This window comes from Rhizobium sp. 18055 (genome assembly GCF_902706285.1).
Taxonomy (GTDB): Bacteria; Pseudomonadota; Alphaproteobacteria; order Rhizobiales; family Rhizobiaceae; genus Rhizobium.
This window is the reverse complement of record NZ_CACSKD010000001.1, coordinates 699834-723754: the sequence shown is the minus strand read 5'-3', so window position 1 is coordinate 723754 and position 23921 is coordinate 699834. Positions and strand designations below refer to the sequence as shown.

The window sequence follows — 23921 nt, the reverse complement described above, 5'->3', positions numbered from 1 at the left end:
GTCCCTACAACCAAAGGAACCTGCCATGACCGCCCCCGTCCCTGATGTCATCGACCTTCTCGCCGGTATCCGCGCGGGATCCTTCGTGGACCGCATTAGAGCTCAACGACCGGAAACCCGTGCCAATGCGCAGAAGAGCTATCTGGCCCTGTTCGAGCCCACTGTCGAAGGGGACATCACGCGGGCCGAACGCCTGGCAATCGCTGTTTTCGTGACCGCGTTGCATGGTGCGAGTGCTGCGAGCGAATTCTATGCTGCCGGTATTGGCGAAGTCGGCGGCGCCGCCTCGTTGCTAGCGACTGTCAAGGCAGAGGTCGCGCGTGGCCGGACGGATGGTCCTTATGGCCACTATCCGCAGGGACCACTGACGGTCGAGGATCGACCGGGACCAGTGTTTGAAGTCTCGGAGTTCGGGCGGGTGGCGTTGGGGGCAAAACTGTCCGCTGCGCTTGAGCACAGCCACCTTCTGGTCTACCGACCGCGCGAATCCAGTCCGGCCGCTCTGCAGAAACTTCTCGATGCCGGATGGAACGCCACCGGGACCGTCACTCTGTCGCAGATCGTCGCTTTCCTCTCGTTTCAGGTCCGTGTCATTGCAGCGCTTGCCGCGCTCGATCAAGCCGGTCAAGGCTCGATCGTCGCGACGGCAGCGGAATAAGGAGAATCCATCATGACCGATACCGTCATCCATCCCGTCATCGAAAACCGTCCTGATGTGTTCACCCAGGCTGAAATCGGCTGGACTCCATGGCTACAGCCACTCGTCGAAGAAGATCTGACCGAGCGGCATTGGGTGGGGCTTGTCGATGCATCTCGTTCGAAATCACCCTATTTCATGCTGCTAGCGCGCGATCCGGAAATCCTAGAAGCGCGCACCAGGACAGACAAGGATATCTTCTACAACACCACGGCGGGACTTCCGCGCGCCGAGCGTGAGCTTTCCGCGACGGCTGCATCCCGCACCAACGGTTGTATATTCTGCGCCTCGGTGCATTCGCGCTTCGCCTCGCATCATTCCAAACGGAGAGACGACGTTCAGCGCTTGTTGGATGAGGGCACCAGAGCAGACCTGGGCGAACCGCGCTGGAATGCTGTCGTCGAGGCCGCTGTTGCCCTGACCAAAACGCCGCTTGAGTTCGGCAAGAGCGAGATAGAGCGGCTGCGGCAAAATGGTCTCGACGACCTGGAAATTTCTGATGTCATCCATGGGACGGCGTTTTTCAATTGGGCAAACAGGCTGATGCTCTCGCTTGGAGAGCCAACCCCGGCCGAGTGATAACCTCAAGTCGACAGTGGATGTATGGAGTGCCTTGTGCAGACTATCGCATCGACCATTTGTCGCTGGCGCCAGAGTGCTGGCGACAATAACCTGTGGTGGAGGTGCGAGCGGGACGACTTCTGCGAGGGAGGCGGGAACGTCGGTCGTGGCCAACCATTCGCTTGGTTCTCCAACTTTTTGCACGACCGGAATTTCGATCTGTCGAGAGGCGCATCATCCATGCTTCCTGGATAATGGGCAGGTTCCGGGACGGCGAACGGAAGTGATCTTCTGGTGTATCTGAAGCCGCAACCCATTGTACCATCTGGTGCCACTGCAACTGAGGGCGCAATGTGGTGGCACTATCGATTATCGGATCAGTGCTCAGCAAAGTAGACGCGCCTGACCGATGGCATGAACGCGATGATGCCGAGCAGCAAGGCGCCGGCGGCAAGGCCAAAACCTGTAGGTCGAACCAATGGCCGGCAAAGCCAATCAGGAATGCACCCAGTGCCGGGGCGGCGCGGAAAACGAGATTGTAGAGCGCCAGCACGCGGCCGCGCATGGCCGGTTCGCTCATTGTCTGCGCCATGGTTTGCATGCCGATATTGCAGATGACGTGAAACAACCCGGCGAGAGCGATCAAAGGCAGCGCGAGACCGGACGTGCCGGTCGCTGAAAAGGCGATGAGCGAAATGGCGATGCCGAGGGCGGCGGCAAAGGTGACCCTCACCAGCGCTCCCGTCGCCCGCTTCCGGAGCATCCAGCCGGCACCGAACAGCGCGCCCGCACCCTGCGCCGCCATCAACAGGCCAAGCGTATCGGGACCGCCCTTGAAGGTGCCGCCTGCCAGCGCCGGGAAGAGTTCGGTGAACGGCCGTGCCAGCAGCGAGAACGACAAAGCCAGGGCGTTGGTGCGGGGATCAATTTGAACGTTTTCCAACTATGGGGCTACGATCGAAAATAGCAAGATTGATCCAGCATGCCGCATAAGCATAACGCCGCCCGCCGTCATCACATCGGTAAAATGAAGTTCAGGGTGACGAACTGGGCGGAGTATGAGGCGGGCCTTCGCCGCCGTGGCAGTTTAACCCTTTGGATAACGCCGCAAGCGTTGGCAGGTTGGGCAGCCCCACGTCGCAAGACGCGTGGTGGCCAGCCTCTCTATTCGGATCTTGCGATCGAAACTGCTCTGATGCTGGGCATGGTATTCGGATTGCGTTTGCGCCAGAGCGAAGGGCTTGTAAGTTCGGTGCTTGACATGATGGGATTGGATTTGGCTGTGCCGGATTACACCACGCTGAGCCGAAGGGCCAGAACCTGGAAGCCATCGGCCAGAAGCAACGACCGGCAGCATGTGGCGGGCGGCCCCATTCACGTTCTGGTCGACAGTACCGGGTTGAAGATCTATGGCGCGGGCCAATGGCTCGAGGAGAAGCATAGCGTAAAGTCCCGCCGTGGCTGGCGAAAGCTGCATCTGGCTGTTGATGCCGACAGTGGCGAGATCATTGCACATAGCCTGACAGATCAGGACACCGGCGATGCCTCGCAGCTGGAGCCTTTACTGGATCAGATCGATGATGAGATCGGCCAGCTCACTGCCGATGGCGCCTATGACGGCACTCCCACCTATGACGCTGTCCTGCTTCACAGCCCAAGCGCCAAGATCGTCATTCCGCCGCGCTCGAACGCCGTTGAACGGCCCACCGCCCAAGCGTCCTGTCAGAGAGACGACCACATTGCCGCCATGCAGGCAGATGGTCGGCTGAAATGGCAGGCATCTACCGGCTATGGCAAACGAGCTTTGGTTGAAACCGCGATGGGTCGATACAAGGGCGTCATCGGTCCGCGGCTCCGTGCTCGTTCATTCCGCGCGCAGCAGACTGAAGCTGCGATCGGCGTCGCCATCCTTAACCGAATGCTCGCCTGCGGACGCCCGAAATCCGTTCGTTGCCAAGCATCGACGGGAGCAGCCAAATAATCGGCCCATCAAAGACCGACTTCCGCACATTTGCTGATCCCCGCACCAACGCCCTCGAACTGGAGAAAGCCCAGGGTCGCTCAGGACAGATCGCCGGTCGGCTTGCCCATTCCGATCTCGTCATTCTCGATGAGCTGGGCTACCTGCCGTTCAGCGCATCTGGCGGCGCACTGCTGTTCCATCTGCTGAGTAAACTCTACGAGCGCACCAGCGTAATCATCACCACCAACCTCAGCTTCAGCGAATGGGCCAGCGTCTTCGGCGATGCCAAGATGACGACCGCTCTGCTCGACCGCCTCACGCATCACTGCCACATCCTTGAACCGGAAACGATAGCTTCCGGTTCAAGAACAGCTCAGCCCACGACCCGAAAACCAAAAAGGAGAAAAACAGGAACTTGACCCGACACCAGACCCGAAACATACATAAAAGGCGGGTCAAATCTCGGTGGAAATGCCGGGTCACTTCTCAGTGGAAATCAACAGACATGGATCTGATCTGGTTTGAAAGCGAGGAGCCTCGGCAACGATATGTCGAATTCCTGAGCGCGCGAGCAAAGGCTCGGGCCGAGCACCGAGTACAAGATGACGCGCACCGACAAGGTCGTTCCGCTCTCCGAACTGAAGTTCGATCCGATCCCCTGAGCGACGCGGCTCTGTCCATATAACGTTCGGCTTGATTTACGATTGCGATACGGCAGGTACTCCCTGCCGTATCGGCGTTTACCGGACTGAACAGCGATATCATTTCTGCTCGGCTTGAATGCAGGACCAGTTTCCTTGTTCGCCGAGCTCGCGCACGACCTCAAGCAGGATGTTCCGGACCTCGATGACGGCCTTTGTCTGGGGATGATCGACCGGGCTGTCGAGAACCAGGCGACGCGTATAGCCCTTGCCGGCAAGTGGCAGCGCCGACAGATCGCCCTTCACGGAATCTTCGAAGATCGCCCCGCGCCCGAGTACGGTAAATCCGAACCCGGCGCGGATGGCGGCCTTGGTGCTCGACAGACCTTCGATTTCCCGAACGAGGTTGATCGCCTGTGCAAGGATGAGCGCCTCGCGTTCAAGCAGGATACGGATGCCGTGGCGGCGGGTCGGGAGAATGAGCGGAAGTTCGAGTGCCTGGCTGATCGAAATGGGGGAGCCGCCCTGGCTGAAATGTCCAGCCGGGCCGACGGCGTAGAGCATCTCGTCGAACAGCGGAAACGCGGTCGGACGGGCGACCTCGCCGAGATTGACGGCGAGATCATGTGCCTTCGTCTCGATGGACGCACGCAAGGTCTGGCTGTCCCCTTCGCTGATCTTCAGCCGGATCTTCGGGAAGCGTGCCTCGCAGATCTTCAGAATGGGGACGGCGATCAAGGGGGCTATCGATGCAAGAACGCCGAGGGACACGTCGCCGGTTGGGTTTTTCGCCTGCTCCTTGGTTGCCGCTTCCGCCTGATCTAGAGCCTTGAGGATCGCCTGCGTGTGCGTCAGAAGCGTCGTGCCGGCTTCCGTCACCACCACGCCACGCGGTGTGCGCGTCAGCAGCTGCACGGAAAGCTGCTCCTCGAGCGAGCGCATATGTAGGCTGAGCGCAGGTTGGGCGACGCCCAGCTCATGTGCCGCGCGCGTGAACGAACCAAACTCTGCAATCTTGGAGAAATATCGCAGCTTCAGGAGATCGAGTGCCACGCTCTCTGCTATGCCTCCATAACGAATATCTATAGCCGCCATCTCCAATATATATTTGTGAGAATAGCGCAAGCGGCATAAACGAGTAGCCAGCGAGAGGACGCTCTGTAGGAGGACATCATGAGCTTTGCGAGACTGCTTGCCGCTTCCGTTATCGGAATTGCAGCGCTGACCCATTCCGTTTCCGCCAACCAGTTGGACGATGTGAAAAAGGCGGGGAAGATCACCTGCGGCGTTCTGACGAACTCACCGCCGCTCGGTTTTCAGGATCCCAAGTCGCGCGAGCCGGCCGGCTATGAAATCGACATTTGCCGGCAGTTTGCCCAGTCGATCGGCGTCACTGCCGAGCTTGTCGCGGTTTCGCCGCAGACGCGCATGGCCGAACTGGTTCAGGGCCGCGTCGATGTACTCGCCTCGCTGCTCAGCTACAGCAAGGAGCGCGCCGAGCAGGTGGACTTCAGCGGCGCATATATCGCTGAAGACTTCAACTTCGTGGTTCTCGATCAGTCCGACATCAAGAAGGTCGATGACCTCTCGGGTCAGCGCATCGGTCTCGTCAAGGGCTCCGTCCTTATCCCGTTGACCGAAAAGCGGCTACCCGACGCCCGCGTCCTGTCATTCGAAACGAGCGCTGCATCGTTCCTCGCCCTCCAGCAGGGCAAGGTAAAGGCGACCGTTTATCGCTACTCCGAAGGCAAGGCCGTCGAGCGCAATGCCGGCGACGGCATCAAGGCGCTGCGCTTCCTGGAGGAGCCGCTCCTGTCCATGCCGTCGGGCTTCGCGTTCCGCAAGGGATCGCCCGAACTGGTCAAGGCCGCGAACGACTTCCTGGCGCAGCTTGAAACCTCGGGCGAGGGACAGAAGCTCTACGACAAGTGGCTCGGGAAGGACTCGGACCTGAAGTCGACGCGCAAGTTTGAATTCGGTAAGCCGCAGGAAACCTGGTTTACCAACTGATCTGACCAGGACCTCATTGCATGGGTTACCAACTCGACTTCGGCAAGGTCCTGCAGGGCCAGTATCTCGACATGATCCTGCAGGGCCTGGAGACAACGCTGATCCTTTTCGTTGTCTCCTGGGTTTTCGGACTGGTCCTAGCGATCGTCCTGACCATCGTTCGGGCAACCGAATTCAAGCCGGCCAACTTTCTGGTCGCGGCCTTTGTCGAGTACCATCGCAATGTGCCGATCCTGATCCAGCTCTTCGTTTGGTATTTCGGCTTTGCCGTCATCCTGCCGGACAGCATCAATGATTTCCTCAACGATATCGGCGCGGAGATGGGTTACGCGATCGTCGCTCTGGCCCTAAACAAGGCCGCCTACATGTCGGAAGATTTCCGCAGCGGGTTGCGTTCGATTCATCCGGCGCAGATGGAGGCGGCAAGGTCGATCGGCCTGACCTATCTCGGGGCTATGCGGTGGGTGATCCTGCCGCAGGCCTGGCGGCTCGCCTTGCCGGCATTGCTCGGCCAGACACTGATCCTGTTCAAGGCGACCAGCCTTGGTGCAGCCATCGGTGTCGCTGAACTCTCCTATCAGGCGCGGTATGTGGAGGAGCAATCCTTCCGGATCTTCGAAGCCTACGGGGTGGCCACGGTAATCTACATGGCGATTTCCTTCGCGATCATGTCGGTCTCGTCCCTGCTCGAAAAGCGCTTCCAGTTGCGGGTCAAGTAATGTTGGAAATTCTGCAAGAATATGGATTGATGCTGCTCATCGGCGAATATCCGCATGGCAAGCTCGGTGGTCTGGCGCTGACGCTGATCATCTCCTTCGTCAGCCTGTTCGCGACATTTCCCTGCAGCGTTCTCGTGGCGCTGGCGCGCACCGGAGACGTGGTCTGGCTTCAGAAGCTCGCCGCCGGCTTCGTCCATTCCGTGCGGGCGATCCCGTTGCTGATGCTGATCTTCTGGGCCTATTTCGCGCTGCCGATGCTGATCGGCTTTCCGATCGATGCGACGGTGACGCTTGTCGTCGCCATCGTGATCTACCAGACCGCCTACCTCGGCGAGATCGTCGCAGCCGGGATCAAGGGGTTGCCGAAAGGGCAGTTGGAGGCCGCGAAGGCGCTGGGTCTCGGCTATGTGCCGACGACGTTCAGAGTCATTCTCCCGCAGGCGCTCTTCAATGTGATCCCCGGCATCATCAACCAGCTGACGACGATCATCAAGGAGAGCTCGCTCGGCTCGATCATCGCAGTCTCCGAGCTGTCCTACGTGATGCTGCAGGTGAATTCGAACGAGGTGACCAAGCCGCTGCAGATCTTCGGCATTCTGGCCGCGACCTACTTCATCCTGTGCTTCTGCCTGTCGCAGGCGACGAACTGGCTCGAGCGCCGCATCGCCAACAAGCGAACGGGCCGCGTGGTCGTGGAGGCGCTGGCATGATCGCGTTCAGCAATGTGTCCAAGTGGTTCGGCGCGCTTCGGGTGCTGACGTCGATATCGGCAACGGTGCCGAAAGGCAGCACCGTCGTGTTGTGCGGGCCTTCGGGCTCCGGCAAATCGACGCTGGCGCGGACCGTCAATCGGCTCGAGCCGATCCAGGAAGGCACGATCACCATCGATGGCGCTGACATTCATGCCGCCGGCGTCGATGTCAACACGCTCAGGACCGGCATCGGTTTCGTCTTCCAGCAGTTCAACCTCTTCCCGCACCTGACCGTGCTCGAAAACGTCATGCTGCCGCTGCAGCGCATTCGCGGGCAGTCGCGCAAGCAGGCCGAGCCGGCAGCGATGGAGATGCTCACGCGTGTCGGGCTGGCCGAACGCGCCAAGTCGCTTCCGGCCGACATATCCGGCGGCCAGTCGCAGCGCGTCGCCATCGCGCGGTCGCTTGTGCTAACGCCGGGCGTCCTCGTCCTCGACGAGCCGACATCAGCGCTCGACCCCGAGATGGTCGGCGAAGTTCTCAAGCTTCTCAGGAGGCTCTCCGAAGAAGGCATGACGATGATGTGCGTGACCCATGAGATGGGCTTTGCTCGTGAAGTGTCGGACCGGATCTGGTTCCTGAAGAAAGGCGAACTGAAGTTCAACGGGGAGCCCGCCGCGTTCTTCTCCGACGACGCGCCGGACGAGGTTCGTTCGTTTCTCGCCGCAGTCAACCGCACCCGCTAGCAGCCGTTTCCGGATCACGCCCATGTCAGACACCACACCTGCCGTCGATATCGTCAACCTTCAGAAATGGTACGGTGATTTCCACGTGCTGCGCGTCATCAACTTGAAGATCATGACCGGCGAGCGCATCGTCATTGCCGGGCCATCGGGCTCCGGCAAGTCGACGATGATCCGCTGCATCAACCGCCTGGAAGAACACCAGAAAGGCCACATCTTCGTCGACGGCACCGAGCTCACCAACGATCTGAAGAAGATCGACGAGGTGCGCCGCGAAGTCGGCATGGTGTTCCAGCACTTCAACCTCTTCCCGCACCTGACGATTCTCGAAAACTGCACGCTGGCGCCGATCTGGGTGCGCAAGATGCCGAAGAAGCAGGCGGAAGAGATCGCCATGCACTTCCTCAAGCGCGTCAAGATCCCCGAGCAGGCCAACAAGTATCCTGGCCAGCTCTCCGGCGGCCAGCAGCAGCGCGTGGCGATCGCCCGGTCGCTGTGCATGAACCCGAAGATCATGCTGTTCGACGAGCCGACCTCGGCGCTCGACCCTGAGATGATCAAGGAAGTGCTCGACACGATGGTCGGTCTTGCCGAAGAAGGCATGACGATGCTGTGCGTGACCCATGAAATGGGCTTCGCTCGCCAGGTTGCCAACCGGGTGATCTTCATGGACCAGGGCCAGATCGTCGAGCAGAACTCGCCGGCCGAGTTCTTCGACAACCCGCGGCACGAGCGCACCAAGCTGTTCCTCAGCCAGATCCTGCACTAGCAGCTGGCCAATGGCCCTTATCAAGGCTGCCTTCCCTGGCTCACACCATCGGATGCGCTGCTGTCGAGCGGGGCTGCCACGTCCATCTCTGTGTATACCGATAAGTTATAGCTGAAATCGAGAACATATATTTGTGCGATGGATCCGTGCGTTGGTAAAACGCTCGCAACATCGGGGGACGACAATCATCCACCCGCCAAGGAGGAAAACGATGATCAAGCTGAACCAGAAGATCGACCGCCCATCCAAGGAAGCGATCGCTGCTGTCGCCAAGTTCTCGCCTGCCACGATCCACGAGGCGCAGGGCCGCAAGGGCGCACTTTCGTCCCGCATCAAGCCGGTCGATCACGGCATGAAGCTGTGCGGACCGGCATTCACCGTCAAGTGCGCGCCGCGCGACAACATCATGCTTCAGGTCGCGATCAACTATGCGCAGCCGGGTGACATCATCGTCGTTTCCGCCGGCGAATACGAAGAGGCCGGCTCCTTCGGAGACGTACTGGCAAACGCGTGCCTCGCCAAGGGTATCGGCGGCCTCGTCACCGACACCGGCGTTCGCGACACCGTTCAGCTGCGCGAACTTGGCTTCCCGGTGTTTTCTCTGAGCGTTTGCATCAAGGGCACCGTGAAGGAAACGCTCGGAGCGACCAACGAACCGATCACCATCGGAGACGAAATCATCAATCCGGGCGATATCATTGTCGGCGACGCGGACGGCCTCGTGGTTGTCAGGAAGAATGAGGCGCTCGAGGTTGCAAGGCTGTCGCAGGCGCGCGAGGATGCGGAAGCAGGCTACATTGCGGCTTACAAGGCCGGCAAGTCGGTGGTGGAAGTATCCAATCTCGAAGCCGTGCTGAAGGCAAAGGGCCTGGTCGTCGAGGCCTGAGCCGATCTGGAGCAGGCAATGACCTATCCACTCTTCGATCTCTCCGGAAAGAGGGTCCTTGTAACCGGTTCGTCGCAGGGCATAGGGTTGGCCCTGGCGAGAGGACTCGCCGAGCATGGTGCCGGTATCGTGCTGAACGGGCGCGATCCTGAAAAGCTCGCCGCTGCGGCAAGAGATCTCGGCGCTGCCGGTCATCACGTCGTGTCGGCCGATTTCGACGTCACCGACGCCAAGGCCGTCGAAGAGGGCGTTGGCAGGATCGAGCGCGAGATCGGGCCGGTCGACGTCCTCGTCAACAATGCCGGCATGCAGTTCCGCACGCCGCTCGAGGACTTTCCGGCCGACCGCTGGGAGCAGCTGCTGAAGACGAACATCTCCAGCGTGTTCTATGTCGGTCAGGCCGTCGCGCGCCACATGATCAAGCGCGGCGCCGGCAAGATCATCAACATCGCCTCCGTTCAGAGTGAACTCGCCCGTCCCGGGATCGCGCCTTATACGGCGACGAAAGGCGCGGTGAAGAACCTGACGCGCGGCATGTGTGCCGACTGGGCGAAATATGGTCTCCAGGTTAACGCGATTGCGCCAGGATACTTCAAGACTCCGCTCAATCAGGCGCTCGTCGATAATGCCGAGTTTTCCTCGTGGCTGGAAAAGCGCACGCCCGCCGCCCGCTGGGGCGATGTCGACGAGCTCGTCGGCGCTGCCGTCTTCTTATCCAGCAAGGCATCTTCCTTTGTGAATGGACACACGCTCTATGTCGATGGCGGCATCACAACTTGTCTCTAGGCCGAAGCTCGGCGCCCTTGTCGTCATGGGGGTGTCGGGATGCGGAAAAACGTCGGTCGGCAAGCTGCTCGCATCGCAACTCGGCTACAGCTTCATCGAAGGCGATAGCCGGCATCCGGAGGCGAATGTCGAAAAGATGAGAGCTGGCATCGCTCTCGACGATGGCGACCGCTGGCCCTGGCTGGAAATTCTCGGCGACGAGTTGAAGGTCAGCAAGGAGGTTGTGATCTCCTGCTCGGCGCTCAAGCGTTCCTATCGCGATCTTCTGCGAGCGCAGGCGGCCGGAGAAGTGACCTTCGTTTTTCTGCAGGGGTCACGCTCGACGTTGGCGACGCGCCTGTCAGGCCGCAAGGGACACTACATGCCTCTCTCGCTGCTCGACAGCCAGCTGCAGACGCTGGAACTGCCGGTGGACGAGCGCGATGTCGTCACCATCGAAATTGATCAGCCGATCGAGCGAATTGCCTCGATCGCCATATCGCACGCCGCCACGATCACATACCGGCGCGACGAAACAAAAATCTGACGGAGGAAAGATGTCCAGGCCCGAAATCCTGCTCGCAGGCGCCTATCCCGAATGGGACATGATCGACCTTGAGACCAACTACGTGGTGCACAAGCTCTACGAGGCAGCTGATCGGGATGCCTTCATCAAGGAGATCGGCGGCAACGTCCGCGCCATCGCAACGCGCGGCGAGCTCGGCGCATCGGCGGAGCTAATGACGAGCCTCCCCAGGCTGGAGGTGGTTTCCGTCTACGGCGTCGGTACCGACGCCGTCAATCTGGCGCATGCGCGTGACAATGGTATCCGCGTCACCAACACCCCCGATGTGCTGTCGGACGATGTCGCCGATCTGGCAATCGGCCTGCTTTTGTCGGCAGCGCGGTTGATCCCGCGCGGTGATGCCATCGTCCGTTCCGGCCAGTGGGGCAAGGCGGCGATGCCGCTCGTCACCCGCGTCAGCGGCAAGCGGGTCGGCGTGGTCGGCATGGGTCGCATCGGCCAGGCGATTGCGCGTCGCGCTGCCGGTTTCGATTGCGAGATCCGCTACTTCTCCCGCAATCCACAGCCGCAGCTCAGCTACGTTCACGAGGCGGACCTGATTGCCCTGGCAAGCTGGGCGGAGTTCCTTGTCGTCATTGTTCCTGGCGGCGATGCAACGAAAAACATCATCAACGCCGAGATTCTGAAGGCGCTCGGGCCTGATGGTATCCTGGTCAACGTCTCGCGTGGATCGACCGTCGACGAGGCGGCGCTGATCGAGGCTTTGCAGAAGCGCACCATCAAGGCGGCTGGTCTTGACGTTTTCTATAACGAGCCTGACATCGATGAGCTGTTCCTGACACTCGACAACGTCGTCCTGCAGCCGCATCACGGATCCGGCACCGTCGAGACCCGCAAGGCGATGGGACAGCTTGTACGCGACAATCTCGCGGCGCATTTTGCCGGTCAGCCGTTGCCGACGCCGGTTGTGTGAGGAGAGGACCATGAAAGCAGTCGTCATTCATGCCGCCAAGGACCTGCGCGTCGAGGAGCGGGAGGCCGAGACGCCCGGACCTGGACAGGTTGATGTCGCAATTGAGGCTGGCGGCATCTGCGGCTCCGACCTGCACTACTACAATCATGGCGGCTTCGGCACGGTGCGGGTTCGCGAGCCGATGATCCTTGGGCACGAGGTGGCCGGAACGATCAAGGCGCTCGGGCAGGGCGTATCGCATCTTGCCGTCGGGGATCGTGTCGCTGTATCGCCAAGCCGTCCGTGTAATGAATGCGAATACTGCCTGCTTGGGGAACAGAACCATTGCCTCAACATGCGGTTCTATGGTTCGGCGATGCCGATGCCGCATATCCAGGGCGCCTTCCGCCAACGGTTGGTCGCTGAGGCCTGGCAGTGCCACAAGGTCGCCGATGGCGTTTCGATCAATGAGGCAGCGATGGCTGAGCCCTTCGCCGTGACGCTTCACGGCGTCAACCGGGCAGGCGCTCTGCTTGGCAAGCGTGTCCTCGTGACGGGTTGTGGTCCGATCGGCGCGCTGGCGATCATCGCCGCACGCGCTCATGGCGCGCGCGAGGTCGTTGCGACCGACGTGATGGAAACTGTCCTGAAGAAGGCGCTCGAGATCGGCGCGGACCGCGTCATCAACGTTGCCGAAACGCCGGAGCAGCTATCTGCCTATTCGTCCAACAAGGGTTACTTCGACGTTCAGTTCGAAGCGTCGGGCAACGGTCAGGCAGTGCGCTCCGGGCTTGAGGTGCTGAAGCCGCGCTCGGTGCTTGTGCAGCTCGGCCTCGGCGGTGATGTCTCGATCCCGCAAAACATGGTGGTCGCCAAGGAAATTGAGATGAAGGGCACCTTCCGCTTTCACAAGGAGTTCGGCCTTGCCGTCGATCTCATCAATCAGCGACGGGTCGATCTGAAGCCGCTCTTGACCGGCACATATCCTATCGAAGATGCGGTCGCCGCTTTCGAAAGCGCTGGCGATCGCGCGAAGTCGATGAAGGTCCAGCTCGCGTTCTGATCGTTCGAGCTTAAAGAGATACGGAGGCAATATGGAAAAGGCAGAAATCGGGCTGATCGGCCTTGCGGTCATGGGTTCCAACCTCGCGCTCAACATCGCGGAAGAGGGCAACAAGATTGCGGTGTTCAACCGCACGCCCGACAAGACGGACGAATTCTACGAGAGCGCCGGCGATCTGAAGAAGCAGATCATTCCGTGCAAGACGATCGAGGAATTCGTCGAGGCGATCCGCCCGCCGCGCCCGATCATCATCATGATCAAGGCCGGCGAGCCTGTCGATCAGCAGATGGAATTGCTGCGCCCGCACCTGTCCAAGGGTGACATCATGATCGATGCCGGCAACGCCAATTTCCGCGATACGATTGCTCGCTTCGACCGCCTCAAGGACACCGACCTGACCTTCATCGGCATGGGCGTGTCGGGCGGCGAAGAAGGTGCGCGCCATGGTCCTTCGATCATGGTCGGCGGCACCGAAGACAGTTACAAGCGTGTCGAAAAGGTGCTGACCTCGATTGCTGCCAAGTACAAGGGTGATCCTTGCGTCGCGTGGCTCGGCAATGACGGTGCCGGCCACTTCGTCAAGACCATCCACAACGGCATCGAATATGCCGACATGCAGATGATCGCCGAAATCTACGGTATCCTGCGTGACGGTCTCGGCAAGAGCGCCAAGGACGTCAGCGGCATCTTCGGCGATTGGAACAAGGGTCGCCTGAACTCCTACCTGATCGAGATCTCCGAAAAGGTCCTGGCTGCGACCGACCCGATCTCCGGCGGCGCGATGGTCGACATGATCCTCGACAAGGCCGGACAGAAGGGCACCGGCAAGTGGTCTGCGATCGAAGCGCAGAACATGGGCATTCCGGCAACCGCAATCGAAGCAGCCGTCGCCGCCCGCAGCCTGTCGTCGATGAAGACCGAGCGCGAAGCCGCTGAGAAGATCTTCGGCAAGCCCGAGTACAAGTTCTCCATCGCCAATGGTCCCGAGTTGAACAAGGATCTGGAACTGGCCCTGTTCGCCGCCAAGATAGGCGCCTATGCGCAGGGCTTTGCGGTGATGGCCGAAGCCTCGCGCGAGTTCAAGTGGTCGCTGCCGATGCCAACGATTGCCAAGATCTGGCGCGATGGCTGCATCATCCGCTCGCAGTTCCTCGACGAGATCACCTCCGCCTTCACCAAGGCACCGGATGCGGCCAACCTGATCGTCACGCCTGCCTTCTCCGACATGGTCAAGGAATCGCTGCCGGCACTGCGCCGCGTCGTCGGTGCGGCGCTCGCAGCCGGCCTGCCGGTTCCCGCACTCACCTCGGCGCTGACCTATTTCGACGCCTACCGCCAGGGCCGCGGCACCGCCAACCTGATCCAGGCGCAGCGCGACTTCTTCGGCGCCCACGGCTTCGATCGCCTCGACGGCAAGGACTTCCACCACGGCCCATGGGGCAGCGGTGCTTCGACGTTCTGAGGTTGCATGTTAACGTGTCGTAAGCTCGAGTTGCTCAAAGCGAAGAACTGCATTGTCTCCTATCAGATGTTCCCGAGAACGCGCAGGAGTGCTTCCTAAGAGGACTTTGAGGCAAGTGATAGCAACTGGGCATAATTCATCACACCGAAAGGCAGAGATACTTTATCTCCAGGTAGTCCTCGATTCCGTACTTCGACCCCTCACGGCCCTGGCCGGATTGCTTGATGCCGCCAAACGGCGCTGCTTCCGTCGATATTAGGCCCGTGTTGATGCCCACCATCCCATATTCGAGCGCCTCTGCTACACGCACGACCTTGGAGAGATCCTTGGCATAGAAATACGACGCAAGGCCGAACTCCGTGGCGTTCGCGAGTTCGATTACCTCTTCCTCTGTGTCGAACTTGAAGAGCGGCGCGACTGGACCGAAGGTCTCTTCCCGCGCAATCTTCATGTCGGCGGTTACGCCAGTTAGGATCGTTGGCTGGAAGAACAGGCCGCCCTTGGCATCTGGTTCGCCGCCGACGGCGACCTCTGCACCCTTGGAAACGGCATCGGCAATGTGTTCCTCGACTTTTGTCACCGCTTCCCGCGTGATCAATGGTCCGGCATTTACGCCCTGCTCGAAACCGTCACCAACCTTCATTGCGCTAACCTTCGCCGCTAGCCTCCTTGCGAATGCGTCATAGATGCCGGACTGGACATAGAGACGGTTGGCGCAGACGCAGGTTTGGCCATTGTTGCGGTATTTCGAGATCATCGCGCCTTCGACAGCCGCATCGAGATCAGCGTCGTCGAACACGATGAACGGTGCATTGCCGCCAAGTTCGAGCCCGAGCTTCATGATCTGATCGGCGCCCTGGCGCATCAGGATCTTGCCGACGCCAGTCGAGCCTGTGAATGTAAGTTTTCGTACTTTCTCATTCTCCGTGAACTCCTTACCCACGGAGGACGAGTCCGTGGATGTGATCACATTGAATATTCCTGCGGGCAGTCCAGCCCGTTCTGCGAGCACGGCAAGCGACAGAGCCGAAAGAGGTGTTTCCGCTGCGGGTTTGGAGACCATGGCGCAGCCGGCCGCGACAGCAGGTGAGAACTTTCGCGCGAGCATGGCGTTTGGGAAATTCCAAGGCGTGATCGCCGCGACCACGCCGACAGGCTGCTTCAGCACGATAATCCGCTTGTCGGGTTGATGGCCCGGTATTGTGTCGCCGTAGATTCGCTTGGCCTCTTCGCCAAACCACTCGACATACGAGGCGCCATAAACGATCTCGCCACGCGCCTCCGGGAACGGCTTGCCCATCTCCATGGTCAGGATGGTAGCCAGATCGTCGGCATTTGCGATGATTAGATCGTATAGATTGCGAAGGACAACGGCACGCTCCTTGCCCGTTTTTTTCGCCCAAACCTTTTGCGCCTTATAGGCCGCATCCACAGCCCGCGCCGTCTCTGCGCGACCCATATCCGGCAAGGTCGCGATGACCTCTCCTGTTGACGGATTGGTGACATCGAACGTCTTGCCGCTATCGGCGGCCGCCAGCCATTCGCCCGCAATCAGGGCCTTGTCCGTGACGAGCGACGGATCCTTCAATTTGATGAGCAGACCGTTGCCGATGGCCATGTTCAAGCCTCCTTTGCGCATTCGCGCAGTGTGTATTCCAGAATGTCGAGCGCTTCAGCGAAGATCTCATCCTGAATGGTGAGAGGTGCCAGGAAGCGGATGACATTGCCGTAGACGCCGCATGTGAGAAGGATCAGACCCTTTTCCAGCGCTTTCTCGCGCACTTTGTTGGTGAATTGCGCATTTGGCGTCTTGCTCCCCGGAATGTTGAACTCGACGGCATTCATGAAGCCAGGGCCCCGAACAGAGGCGATCTGCGGTACGGCATCGGTAAGCGACTGCAGGCGCTGCTTCAGCCGGGCGCCTAGCGCCGCCGCTCGCTCGCTGAGGCCTTCTTCCTCGATAACGTCGAGGACGGCATTGCTCGCCGCCACGCCGATCGGGTTGCCGCCGTACGTGCCACCGAGGCCGCCTGGGCCGGGGGAGTCCATAAGATCCGCACGGCCCGTCACGGCGGCGATCGGGAAGCCACCGCCGAGCCCCTTGGCCATCGTGGTGATATCGGCCACAACGCTATAGTGTTCCATCGCGAAAAGTTTTCCGGTACGCGCAAAACCAGTCTGGACTTCATCAGCAACCAGCAAGATGCCGTGCTGGTCGGCGATCTCACGAAGCTTGAGCATGAAGGCCTTCGGCACCTCGTAGAAGCCCCCTTCGCCCTGCACAGGTTCAACGATGAAAGCCGCGACGCGGTTCGGATCGACGTCGGCCTTGAATAGCTTGTCGAGCACTGCCAGCGAATCCTCAACCGAATAGCCATGCAGCTCGACCGGGAATGGTGCGTGATAGACATCGGGCAGCATCGCACCGAATCCGACTTTGTAAGGCACGACCTTTCCGGTCAACGACATGCCCATGAAGGTGCGGCCATGGAAGCCACCACTGAAAGCAATGATCGCCGAACGGTTGGTCGCTGCTCGCGCGATCTTGATGGCATTTTCGACAGCTTCGGCGCCCGTCGTCACGAAGATAGTCTTCTTCTTGAAGTTGCCTGGAACGGCGTTGTTCAAGCGCTCTGCAAGACGAACGTAATTCTCGTACGGAACGACCTGATGGCAGGTGTGCGTGAAGCGATCGAGCTGGTCCTTGACTGCAGCGATCACTTTTGGGTGGCGGTGCCCGGTATTGACCACCGCGATCCCCGCAGCGAAATCGATATAGCGGCGACCTTCGACATCCCAGATTTCAGCGTTCTCGGCACGCTCGGCGTAAACCTGCGTAGTCACACCCACGCCGCGCGAGATGGCGTCCGAGCGGCGATTTGAAAGTTCGATGTTTGTCATATTGTATTCCTTCGTAGGCGAGACAGTCGAAGACGCTTATCAGTTGCGTCGCGAATGCAGTTCCTAGCTTTGACGCTGGAACGTCTGGTCTCCGGACACCATGCTTGATTGGTAGGCGATTATTGTCTCAAGGAGCACCTGCGCTCCTATCGAGCACTGATCCTCTTCGGTACTCTCTGCCGGGTTATGGCTCAGGCCATCTTTGCATGGCACGAAGATCATCGCGGTCGGAGCGACGCCGGAAACATAGACTGAATCATGCCCTGCGCCCGACACGATCTCCCTTGTTGCCGCGTGTGATTTTGCTGCGCCGTCCCGAACAGCCTGGATACAGCGCGGATCGAAATGTACAGCTGGGCTGTTCCAGACGACCTCCAAGTGTGCCCGTTCCCCGCATAGTTTTGCGATGAGGTGAGAAACAGCAGCTTCCAATCGATCCAGTTCCTCATCGCTTTCATGGCGCAGATCGAGACTGAGGGTCACATGGCCGGGGATGACATTGCGCGAGGGTGAGATAATCGAGAGCTGCCCTGTCGTCGCCATGGCCCCAAGGGAGCGCGCCGCGGTCTGCGTCTCAAGAATGATGCTGGCGGCATCGGCAAGCGCGTCGCAGCGCATGTCCATGGGTGTGGATCCGGCATGCGCCTCACGGCCGCGGATTGCCAGATCGTACCAGCGCATGGCCTGCACCCCGGTGACGATGCCGATATCGGCGTTCTCTCGTTCAAGCACGGGCCCCTGTTCAATATGGAGTTCGAACATAGCCGCGAAACGGATCTGTCCGATCGGCGTGGTTCCGCGGTATCCGATATCCTCGATGGCCTCTGCGAAGGAGACACCGTCAGCATCGGTGCGGCTATCTGCGAAGGCTTTATCGAACACACCCGCATGGACACCGGAGCCAAGCATAGCAGGAGCGAAACGGGCGCCTTCTTCGTTCGTCCAGTTGACGAGCATGAGCGGCATCTCGGTCTCATATCCAGCGGCGTGCAGTGTTCGAAATACCTCCAGGCCTGCCAGCACACCAAGGATGCCGTCGAATTTTCCGCCCGTTGGCTGCGTATCGAGATGACTGCCGATGGCGATTGGCAACGCGTCAGCAGATCGCCCGGGACGTCGTGCGAACATGTTGCCGACTTCGTCAACCTCCACGGTGCACCCGACTGCCTCGCATTCATCACGAAACCAGTCACGGACCTGTTTGTCTTCTGCACCGAGAGTAAGGCGGCGCACGCCACCGTCAGCAGTGGCGCCCAAGGCAGCCGTCTCCATGATCGTCTGCCAGAGCCGATCGCCATCGATCATAAGGTTTTGCATGGGTATTGTTCTTTCCAGCGTCCCTCGCAGGGTAATCCGTGGCCGCGATGAGCAGCCACGGTCCACCAAGTTCAGAGGGCGATTCCGACGGACTTCACTTCCGTGTAGAGCAGGATTGCCTCGTATCCCTGTTCGCGACCCCAACCCGACTGGTTGAATCCACCGAAGGGCAAGGCAGGGTCGATCACATGATGAGTGTTCACACCAATGGTGCCCGCTTTCAGCTTCTTCGCGACCTTGTGAGCTCGGCTCACATCACGCGTGAAGACGCTGCCTGCAAGACCGTAGATGGAGTTGTTGGCTTCCTTCACGATGGCTTCGAAACCGTCGTCGTCAAAGGTCGCCACGACAAGCACCGGGCCAAAGATCTCTTCCCTCACCACCGACATTTCAGCGGTGGTTTCGGTCAGGATGGTGGGCTCGAGGAAATAGCCTTCTGACCCGGCACGATTTCCGCCGCAAAAGAGCTTCGCGCCGTCGGCAAGGCCCGCTTTCACATAGGCGCTAACACGATCGAACTGCTCCTGGGAGACTAGCGGGCCGATCTGCGTTTTCGGATCCAGTCCGACCCCGATGGACATGCCCTCGGCGAACGCCTTCAGGCCAGTCAGGATGGTATCGGCAATATCCTTATGGACGTAGAGACGGGTGCCCGCTGTGCAGGTCTGACCCATGTTGTAGAAGATGCCATAGGCGATAGCAGGGATGGCAACGGCCGGGTCGGCATCTGCGAAGACGATCATCGGCGACTTCCCGCCAAGCTCCAGCGAGACTTTCTTGAGGTTCCCCTTCGCGGCGTCGAGGATCTTTTTGCCGACTTCGGTGGATCCGGTGAAGGCCACCTTATCGACGTCGGGATGAGCGGCAAGGGCGGCACCCGCTGTCTCGCCGTATCCGGTGACGACGTTGAACACGCCCGCCGGGAAGCCTGCTTCCTCGACAAGCTCGGCCAGACGCAGGGCGGTAAGCGGAGTTTGCTCTGCAGGCTTCAGGACAATAGTGCACCCGGCGGCAAGCGCTGGCGCAACTTTCCAGATAGCCATCATGAATGAGAAGTTCCAGGGCACGATCTGGCCGCAGACGCCGATCGGTTCGCGTAGCGTGTAGGCATGGAAAGGAGCGCCTGCAGACAGCGGGATGGTTTGGCCGCAGATCTTGGTGCTCCAGCCTGCCATGTATCGCAGAAGCTCGTAGGAAAAGGTGACATCGCCGTTTCGCGCATCGGTCACGGGCTTTCCGTTATCGAGAGCCTCCAGTTCGGCGAGCTCGTCAGCATGCGTTTCGACGAGATCACCGAGCCTCCACACGAGCTTGCCACGATCAGCGGGCGTCATGGTGGCCCACGGTCCGTCGTCAAAGGCGCGGCGAGCGGCCGCTACCGCCTTATCGATATCGCTTCCGGTCCCGTCAGGAACTCGATCAAAAACCAGCCCGGTCGCGGGGTCGATTACGTCGATCGTGCCGTTTTCGGCCGCTGGGACCCATTCGCCATCGATGAAGAGCTTTTTCTCCTTGGCCACGAAACGGGCTGCATCGGCGCCAAGGCGCTTGAGGGTGACAGGTGCGTTCATGATCGTCCTCTTGCTTTCGGCGTTTACGCCTTTGCGGAAATTTCGTCGGCGGTGATCAGCGTTACGTCGCCATCCAGGATCGGCTTGGCGATACCAAAGAAGCGGGCGACTACGCTTGAGCTGTTATGCAGGTCCATGGCGGCGCGATCGGTGAAGCGCTCGTAGGTGGCGAATAGGCAAGGATCTTCAGCATCCTGAGAAATGTGGAAGCCGATCGTGTCAGGCTCGTTGGCGCGGACGTGCTCGGCGACCTCGAGCAGGGCCTGGGCAATGGTCTGCTCGTAACCCTTGCGTACGCGAATGATGGCGGTGATCGTGATCATGGTTGCCTCGTTGAGTTATGTTGGAGGGATCAGGCTGGCAGAATGTCGCCAGCCAGGTCGGCATCGTGCAGTTTGGCGGGATCGATCTCTCCGGAGAGCTGTCCACGCTTGATGACGAGGACACGGGTGGCGAGATCGCTGATGAATTCGAGGTTCTGCTCCACAAGCAGGATCGATAGGTTGCGCGAGCGGGCGAGAGCTTTCAGCGTGTCCTTCATTTCCTCGATGATGGAAGGCTGAATACCCTCAGTGGGTTCGTCGAGCAGAACCAATTGCGGCTCGGCGCAAAGGCAGCGCGCCAGCGCCAGTATCTGCTGCTCGCCTCCAGAAAGGACGCCTCCAGCGCGTGAAAGGATCGGCTTCAGGCGAGGAAATTCCTCAATCACTTGCTCGAGAATCGCTGTCTGTTTTCTGCCCGCGCGTGACGCTGCGACGCGCAGATTGTCGATCACTGAGAGTGCCGGAAAGATCTGTCTGCCTTGCGGCACGTAACCGATCCCAGACCGTGATCGTGCTGCAGGCGAAGCTCTTGTCACGTCCGTTCCGGCGAAAGTGATCGTGCCAGCTGTTGCGGGGATATGGCCCATCAGCGTCCGCAACAGCGTCGATTTTCCCATGCCGTTGTGGCCGAGAATGCCGACGAACTCGCCTTCTGCGATCGACAGATCGATGCCGAACAGGATCGGGATGCGCCCGTAGCCGGACTGAATGTTCTTGACGATCATAAGATCAGGCATGTTTCTTCCCCAGGTAAACGTCCCGAACTGTCTGGTCCGTGAGGATCTGTTCAACGTGACCCTCGGCAAGAATACGGCCCTGATGGAACACCGTGACCTGGTCGGCGATCATGCGGATGAAGTGCATGTCGTGTTCCACGACAACGACGGTGTGGGTCTGGTTGAGGTCGCGAATTATGGACGCAAGCCGTTCGACTTCGCCGTCGGTCATTCCGGCGGCAGGCTCGTCGAGCAGGACTAGATCAGGGTCGCTCGCCACGACCATGGCGAGTTCCACGAGCTGACGCTGACCGTGGGCCATGCGCCCGAGCACGCCGTTGCGCAGCGCGCCGACGCCAACACGTTCCATGGCATCAGCAATCTTCGCCTCTCGCTCGGCGGCATTTTTGACCGTACGCAGCGCGAGCCAGAGATTTTCATGGGTCGTCAACCCATCGAAGAGGCTCGGAACCTGGGTTTTCACCCCCATGCCTGCGCGAGCGATGTCGTGCCGTTCTTTCCCAGCGATATCCGCTCCCTTGAAAAGGATACGCCCGCGGGTGGGCTTGTGCGTTCCCGTGAGGCAGCGGAAGAACGTGGTCTTTCCAGCGCCGTTCGGACCGAGGAGGCAGCGCAATTCGCCTTTCTTCAGTCGGAAATCAACGCCATCCAGTGCTTTCACACCGCCGAAATGCATCGCGACGTTTTCAGCTTCGAGGAGATAGTCGCTCATCGCGTTACCTCCCGGACGGATTGCCTTTTTGAGGTAAGGTCCCTCAGTTTGCAAAGAAGCCCTGCAATGGCGGGCTGGATACCGCCCGGTACGAAGACGACAAAAATGATCAGCACCAGTCCCAGCACGATGTTGGGATCAACGAGGCCGAGTTTGCCGAGCGCCGTCGTAGCCATCTGCAAGGCGAAGCAGGCGGCGACCGGGCCGAACAGCGTGCCCAGTCCGCCGACCACCACCCAGATCAGAACCTGTGCGGCCATCGAGAGGCTGAACATTGTCGGGCTGACGAAGACGGAATTCGCAAAGAGTAGGCCTGCCAACCCGGCGACTCCGGCAGAGATGACAAACACGGCAAGCTTGAGCCGCTTGGCGTTGTATCCCAGCAACTCCGCCCGCATCTCGTTCTCTTTGACGGCGATGACCGCTCGTCCGAAGCGAGTAACAATGAGCCCCTTGCAAAGGGCATAGGTCGAGAACAGGGCGACCGAGGCAAAGATGAACATCTGTGAGGGGGACAGGAACGTCTTTGTAAAGGGAATAGTCATCAGCGGCGTGGCGGGGATGCCATTGAAGCCCCCCAGCCGCGCCGCGCCGATCCGCCATGCGTCTCCGCCCGTGCTATTGATCAGCTTGAACAGGATGAGGGTGACCGTCAGCGTGATCACTCCGAGGTAGACATCGCTCAGTCGGCCGTAGAACAGAAAATAGCCAAGGCCAGCTGCAAAAACAGCGGGCACCAGGATAGCGAAGGCGACAGCCAGCGTCGTATCGCCGAAGTTGATCGCCGCAATGGCATAGGCATAGGCGCCAAGGCCGAAAAACGCTGACTGGCCGAAGCAGAGGATGCCGCCATAGCCCCATAGCAGAGCGAGACTGAGCGCAAAGACACCCATCGACATGTAAAGCGTAACGTTGATCAACGTGTAGAGCGGTGCTGCATTCGGCAGAACGACGACGGCAGTCAGCGTGGCGATTGCGGCGAGGGCGACATGCGCGCTGCTCGATCGATATAGGGCCGAAATGGTCATGGTGCCCCCTTGAGGATTCGTCCGGTGATCCCGGTCGGCAGGAGTCGAAGGAAGACAGTAGCGGCGAGCAGCAACGCGACATCTCCGATGACAGGGGTGGTCAGGAAGGTGGAGACGGTGTTGATGCTACCCAGCAGCGCCGAGCTGAGTGCCGTGCCGACGATAACGCTAGCGCCCCCTGTGATGACGGTGATGAAGGCCTTAGCGACATAGGCGACGCCCATGGTAGGAAGGACTCCCGAGATCGGTGCAAGAAGACCACCCGCAAGACCGCTCAGACCTGCGCCGACCGCAAAGGTGATGGCGTAGACCCGAGACGGTTCGATCCCGAGCGAGGAGGCCATCTCGCGGTTCTGCATGGTCGCACGCGCGATCAGCCCTGCCTGGGTAAAGCGCAAGAGTGCATAGCCTCCGGCGAACACGACGAGGGCTACCCCAGTCAGCACGAAGTCGTAGGCGCCGAGACTATAGGCGCCAATGCGGAAGCTGCCGACGGGCGCGGCGATCCCGACGACCCGATTGCCGAAAAAGGTCGTGGCAAGACCGATAAGCAGTAGGCTGAGACCCCAACTCGCCAGCATGGTGTCGACCATTCGGCCATACAGGCGGCGCATGATGAGCCGCTCCACCACGATGCCGAGCATCGCCACGCTCAGTGGGGCGACGACAAGCATTGCGATCCAGATGTTCACGCCTGCCTGGACGCTGAAAATGGCAGCGAAGCCGCCGAGCATAATAAATTCGCCATGGGCGAGGTTGATCACTCGCATCATGCCGAAGATGACGGCCAGTCCCACGCTGATGAGCGCAAGATTGCCGACCGTTCCAACAATCTGGAACAGCACAACAAGAAAATAGTCCACTGAGATTGTCCCGTACAAGC

Annotated in this window: 25 protein-coding genes and 2 pseudogenes; 16 read left to right on the top strand and 11 right to left on the bottom strand. The window is 60.0% G+C overall.

The window, feature by feature from the left end; all coding sequences use genetic code 11:
• The first annotated feature begins 25 nt into the window (after window positions 1-25).
• Together GVL52_RS03360 and GVL52_RS03355 are read left to right on the top strand one after the other, a co-directional pair.
• On the top strand, window positions 26-658 hold the full coding sequence (locus GVL52_RS03360; RefSeq protein WP_160003936.1) for a CMD domain protein: 633 nt from the start codon (window positions 26-28) through the stop codon (window positions 656-658).
• Window positions 659-670: 12 nt separating this feature from the next.
• Window positions 671-1276, top strand: coding sequence for an alkylhydroperoxidase domain protein (locus GVL52_RS03355; RefSeq protein ID WP_160003935.1), 606 nt, complete (start codon window positions 671-673; stop codon window positions 1274-1276).
• A 43-nt stretch (window positions 1277-1319) separates the two neighbouring features.
• On the opposite strand, the gene GVL52_RS03350 is transcribed toward GVL52_RS03355, so the two are convergent.
• The gene (locus GVL52_RS03350) at window positions 1320-2201 is read right to left on the bottom strand and encodes an MFS transporter (RefSeq protein WP_160003934.1); all 882 of its coding nucleotides are present in this window, start codon (window positions 2199-2201) and stop codon (window positions 1320-1322) included.
• 39 nt (window positions 2202-2240) lie between these two features.
• Between GVL52_RS03350 and GVL52_RS03345 the strand changes: the two genes are divergently transcribed.
• From GVL52_RS03345 to GVL52_RS31240, 3 genes and pseudogenes are all read left to right on the top strand, one after another.
• The gene (locus GVL52_RS03345; protein WP_160003933.1) at window positions 2241-3239 is read left to right on the top strand and encodes an IS5 family transposase; all 999 of its coding nucleotides are present in this window, start codon (window positions 2241-2243) and stop codon (window positions 3237-3239) included.
• A 47-nt stretch (window positions 3240-3286) separates the two neighbouring features.
• Window positions 3287-3642, top strand: a pseudogene (locus GVL52_RS03340) (ATP-binding protein); the annotation flags it as partial.
• 148 nt (window positions 3643-3790) lie between these two features.
• Window positions 3791-3883 (top strand): annotated as a pseudogene (locus GVL52_RS31240) (ABC transporter); the annotation flags it as partial.
• A gap of 99 nt (window positions 3884-3982) precedes the next feature.
• Here the strand turns inward: GVL52_RS31240 and GVL52_RS03330 are convergent.
• The gene (locus GVL52_RS03330) at window positions 3983-4915 is read right to left on the bottom strand and encodes a LysR family transcriptional regulator (RefSeq protein ID WP_160003932.1); all 933 of its coding nucleotides are present in this window, start codon (window positions 4913-4915) and stop codon (window positions 3983-3985) included.
• Window positions 4916-5035: 120 nt separating this feature from the next.
• On the opposite strand from GVL52_RS03330, the gene GVL52_RS03325 reads away from it, so the two are divergent.
• The 11 genes from GVL52_RS03325 to gndA all read left to right on the top strand — a co-directional run bounded on the left by GVL52_RS03325 (window position 5036) and on the right by gndA (window position 14449).
• Window positions 5036-5872, top strand: coding sequence for a transporter substrate-binding domain-containing protein (locus GVL52_RS03325; RefSeq protein ID WP_160003931.1), 837 nt, complete (start codon window positions 5036-5038; stop codon window positions 5870-5872).
• Window positions 5873-5892: 20 nt separating this feature from the next.
• On the top strand, window positions 5893-6591 hold the full coding sequence (locus GVL52_RS03320) for an amino acid ABC transporter permease (RefSeq protein WP_160003930.1): 699 nt from the start codon (window positions 5893-5895) through the stop codon (window positions 6589-6591).
• Window positions 6592-6620: 29 nt separating this feature from the next.
• Window positions 6621-7301 (top strand): amino acid ABC transporter permease, encoded by a 681-nt coding sequence (locus GVL52_RS03315; RefSeq protein WP_244619080.1) that lies wholly within the window; start codon window positions 6621-6623, stop codon window positions 7299-7301.
• Entirely contained in the window at window positions 7298-8029 is a 732-nt protein-coding gene (locus tag GVL52_RS03310) for an amino acid ABC transporter ATP-binding protein (protein WP_160003928.1), read from the top strand. The genes GVL52_RS03315 and GVL52_RS03310 overlap by 4 nt, the downstream gene beginning before the upstream one ends.
• Before the next feature lie 22 nt (window positions 8030-8051).
• Window positions 8052-8795 carry an amino acid ABC transporter ATP-binding protein gene (locus GVL52_RS03305; protein WP_160003927.1) on the top strand — a complete coding sequence of 248 codons (744 nt, stop codon included), beginning with the start codon at window positions 8052-8054 and terminating at the stop codon, window positions 8793-8795.
• A gap of 211 nt (window positions 8796-9006) precedes the next feature.
• A complete protein-coding gene (locus GVL52_RS03300) occupies window positions 9007-9681 on the top strand; it encodes a 4-carboxy-4-hydroxy-2-oxoadipate aldolase/oxaloacetate decarboxylase (RefSeq protein ID WP_160003926.1) in 675 nt (224 codons plus the stop codon).
• 18 nt (window positions 9682-9699) lie between these two features.
• A complete protein-coding gene (locus GVL52_RS03295; RefSeq protein WP_160003925.1) occupies window positions 9700-10467 on the top strand; it encodes an SDR family oxidoreductase in 768 nt (255 codons plus the stop codon).
• Complete coding sequence (locus GVL52_RS03290; RefSeq protein ID WP_244619079.1) at window positions 10436-10993, top strand: gluconokinase; 558 nt, start codon at window positions 10436-10438, stop codon at window positions 10991-10993. Before GVL52_RS03295 ends, GVL52_RS03290 begins: the two co-directional genes overlap by 32 nt.
• Window positions 10994-11003: 10 nt before the next feature.
• Window positions 11004-11945 carry a 2-hydroxyacid dehydrogenase gene (locus GVL52_RS03285; RefSeq protein WP_160003924.1) on the top strand — a complete coding sequence of 314 codons (942 nt, stop codon included), beginning with the start codon at window positions 11004-11006 and terminating at the stop codon, window positions 11943-11945.
• Between the two features lie 10 nt (window positions 11946-11955).
• Window positions 11956-12987 carry an L-idonate 5-dehydrogenase gene (locus GVL52_RS03280; protein WP_160003923.1) on the top strand — a complete coding sequence of 344 codons (1032 nt, stop codon included), beginning with the start codon at window positions 11956-11958 and terminating at the stop codon, window positions 12985-12987.
• A 31-nt stretch (window positions 12988-13018) separates the two neighbouring features.
• On the top strand, window positions 13019-14449 hold the full coding sequence (gene gndA / locus GVL52_RS03275; protein WP_160003922.1) for an NADP-dependent phosphogluconate dehydrogenase: 1431 nt from the start codon (window positions 13019-13021) through the stop codon (window positions 14447-14449).
• A 139-nt stretch (window positions 14450-14588) separates the two neighbouring features.
• On the opposite strand, the gene GVL52_RS03270 is transcribed toward gndA, so the two are convergent.
• The 9 genes from GVL52_RS03270 to GVL52_RS03230 all read right to left on the bottom strand — a co-directional run bounded on the left by GVL52_RS03270 (window position 14589) and on the right by GVL52_RS03230 (window position 23901).
• Window positions 14589-16067, bottom strand: a complete 1479-nt coding sequence (locus GVL52_RS03270; RefSeq protein ID WP_160003921.1) for an NAD-dependent succinate-semialdehyde dehydrogenase — start codon at window positions 16065-16067, stop codon at window positions 14589-14591.
• A gap of 2 nt (window positions 16068-16069) precedes the next feature.
• Entirely contained in the window at window positions 16070-17350 is a 1281-nt protein-coding gene (locus tag GVL52_RS03265) for a 4-aminobutyrate--2-oxoglutarate transaminase (RefSeq protein ID WP_160003920.1), read from the bottom strand.
• A 63-nt stretch (window positions 17351-17413) separates the two neighbouring features.
• Complete coding sequence (locus tag GVL52_RS03260; protein WP_160003919.1) at window positions 17414-18667, bottom strand: Zn-dependent hydrolase; 1254 nt, start codon at window positions 18665-18667, stop codon at window positions 17414-17416.
• A gap of 71 nt (window positions 18668-18738) precedes the next feature.
• Complete coding sequence (locus tag GVL52_RS03255; protein ID WP_160003918.1) at window positions 18739-20238, bottom strand: aldehyde dehydrogenase family protein; 1500 nt, start codon at window positions 20236-20238, stop codon at window positions 18739-18741.
• 23 nt (window positions 20239-20261) lie between these two features.
• Window positions 20262-20561 (bottom strand): putative quinol monooxygenase, encoded by a 300-nt coding sequence (locus tag GVL52_RS03250; protein ID WP_160003917.1) that lies wholly within the window; start codon window positions 20559-20561, stop codon window positions 20262-20264.
• Window positions 20562-20590: 29 nt separating this feature from the next.
• A complete protein-coding gene (locus GVL52_RS03245) occupies window positions 20591-21298 on the bottom strand; it encodes an ABC transporter ATP-binding protein (protein WP_160003916.1) in 708 nt (235 codons plus the stop codon).
• Window positions 21291-22010: an ABC transporter ATP-binding protein gene (locus GVL52_RS03240; RefSeq protein WP_160003915.1), complete on the bottom strand. Its 720-nt coding sequence runs from the start codon at window positions 22008-22010 to the stop codon at window positions 21291-21293. Before GVL52_RS03240 ends, GVL52_RS03245 begins: the two co-directional genes overlap by 8 nt.
• A complete protein-coding gene (locus GVL52_RS03235; RefSeq protein WP_160003914.1) occupies window positions 22007-23038 on the bottom strand; it encodes a branched-chain amino acid ABC transporter permease in 1032 nt (343 codons plus the stop codon). Before GVL52_RS03235 ends, GVL52_RS03240 begins: the two co-directional genes overlap by 4 nt.
• Entirely contained in the window at window positions 23035-23901 is an 867-nt protein-coding gene (locus GVL52_RS03230; RefSeq protein WP_160003913.1) for a branched-chain amino acid ABC transporter permease, read from the bottom strand. Before GVL52_RS03230 ends, GVL52_RS03235 begins: the two co-directional genes overlap by 4 nt.
• Window positions 23902-23921 lie beyond the last annotated feature (20 nt).